Origin of the sequence: Ruminococcus champanellensis 18P13 = JCM 17042 (assembly GCF_000210095.1) — a bacterium.
In the GTDB taxonomy this organism is placed as follows: Bacteria; Bacillota; Clostridia; order Oscillospirales; family Ruminococcaceae; genus Ruminococcus_F; species Ruminococcus_F champanellensis.
Genome location: NC_021039.1, coordinates 239,207 through 240,928 on the forward strand (window position 1 = coordinate 239,207; position 1,722 = coordinate 240,928).

The following is a 1,722-nucleotide window of genomic DNA, read 5'->3' on the forward strand; positions in this document are numbered from 1 at the left end:
TAGCTGTAGCACGCAGACTATAAGAAAACGCACAAAAGGAAACTGTCACTCAAAAGCCCCCTGCCTAAAAGGGACAATCACCCCTCCAGCAATGCCCGGTACAGCTCATTCTTGGAAAACCCGGATGCCTTTGCCGCCGTCTTGCAGGCGTCCGCCGCACGCATGCCTGCATCCACCTGCCGCCGCACCTGCTCCAGCACCTCCTCAAAGGTCAGCGCCGGGGCATCCTCCCGTGCCGCCCCCTCCAGCACCAGCACATACTCCCCTCTGGGCGCCTTCTCCTTGTAATAGGAAATGGCCTCCGGCAAGGTCATCCGCAGCACCTGCTCATACAGCTTGGTCAGCTCCCGGCACAGGGCGATGCGCCGCTCCCCGAACGCCTGGTACAGATCCTCCAGAGTGGCGGTGAGCCGGTGCGGGGCTTCGTAAAAGATCAGCGTCCGCTGCTCTCCGGTCAGCTCCGCCAGCCGGGCGGTACGCTGCTTCTTCGCCGCCGGCAAAAAGCCCTCAAAGGCGAACCGCCCCGTTGGCAGCCCGGAAATCGCCAGGGCGGACACCGCCGCACTGGGCCCCGGCACCACCTGCACCTGCACCCCTGCCTCCCAGCAGAGCCGCACCAGCTCCTCCCCGGGATCGCTGATGCAGGGCATGCCTGCGTCCGTCACCACGGCGGCGGACTCCCCTGCCCGGAGCCGTTCCACGATGCCCTCGGCGCAGCGGATGCCGCTGTGGTCATGGTAGCTGACCAGGGGCTTGTGAATGTCAAAATGGGTCAGCAGCCCCCGGGTCACCCGGGTGTCCTCTGCGGCGATGAAATCCACCGTCCGCAGGGTGTCCAGCTGCCGCATGGTCACATCCCCCAGGTTGCCGATGGGGGTGCCCACGATATAGAGCATGCCGCTCATGCTTCCTCCTCCGTTCCCAGTCGGTAAAATGCCTCCAGCTCCGGGGTCACGCCGTCCCCCTGCCGCACTGCCAGGGTTGGCTCCACCTGTAAAAAGGGTTTCGCCCCCTTCTTCCCCTCCACCAGAAACAGCCAGGGAGCCGTGTCCGGATGCTTTGCCACGAACCGGAGCCGTTTTGGCTCGATCCCGGCACTGCGCATGGCGCACAGCACATCGCACAGCCGTTCCGGCCGGTTGCACAGGCAGAGCCTGCCTCCGAACCGGAGCAATCGGGCAGCACTGCCACATACGTCGGAGATATCGCACAGCAGCTCATGCCGGGCGATCCGGGCAGCGTCCCCGGCGCTTTCCATGCCTGCACCCTGGGCCTTGTAGGGGGGATTGCAGGTCACCAGGGTGCATTGCTCCAGGGGAGCGTCCGCCCACAGGGTACGCAGATCCCCCAGCACCGGGGTCAGATTGGTAAGCCGGTTCTCCGCCACGGTCTGCTCCAGCAGCCGGATCGCCTCCGGCTGAATGTCCAGCCCGTAGATCTGCCTGGGGGGCATGTGCCGCTCCATGACCAGGGGGATGATGCCGCAGCCCGTGCCCAGGTCGCATGCCACGTCCCGTGCCTGATACCGGGAAAAGGCGGCAAGGAGAAAGGCGTCCGTGCCGAATCGGTGGGCATCGCTGACGCAGATGTGCAGCCTGCCCAGGGGCTCCCGTTTGACTTCCATATGCCGCCTCCTTCCAGTGATCGCTGCCGGGTCAGAAACATACCGGACAGCTTGGTTTGACTTTGCTGCCTCTATTGTACTCCCCTTCCGGGAAAATG

2 protein-coding genes are annotated in these 1,722 nt (G+C 64.6%); both read right to left on the minus strand.

Annotated features, from left to right (window positions below; translation table 11 throughout):
• Positions 1–77: 77 nt before the first annotated feature.
• On the minus strand, positions 78–905 hold the full coding sequence (rsmI, locus tag RUM_RS01080) for a 16S rRNA (cytidine(1402)-2'-O)-methyltransferase (RefSeq protein WP_015557384.1): 828 nt from the start codon (positions 903–905) through the stop codon (positions 78–80).
• Positions 902–1,624 (minus strand): tRNA1(Val) (adenine(37)-N6)-methyltransferase, encoded by a 723-nt coding sequence (locus RUM_RS01085; RefSeq protein ID WP_015557385.1) that lies wholly within the window; start codon positions 1,622–1,624, stop codon positions 902–904. The genes rsmI and RUM_RS01085 overlap by 4 nt, the downstream gene beginning before the upstream one ends.
• Positions 1,625–1,722: the final 98 nt, after the last annotated feature.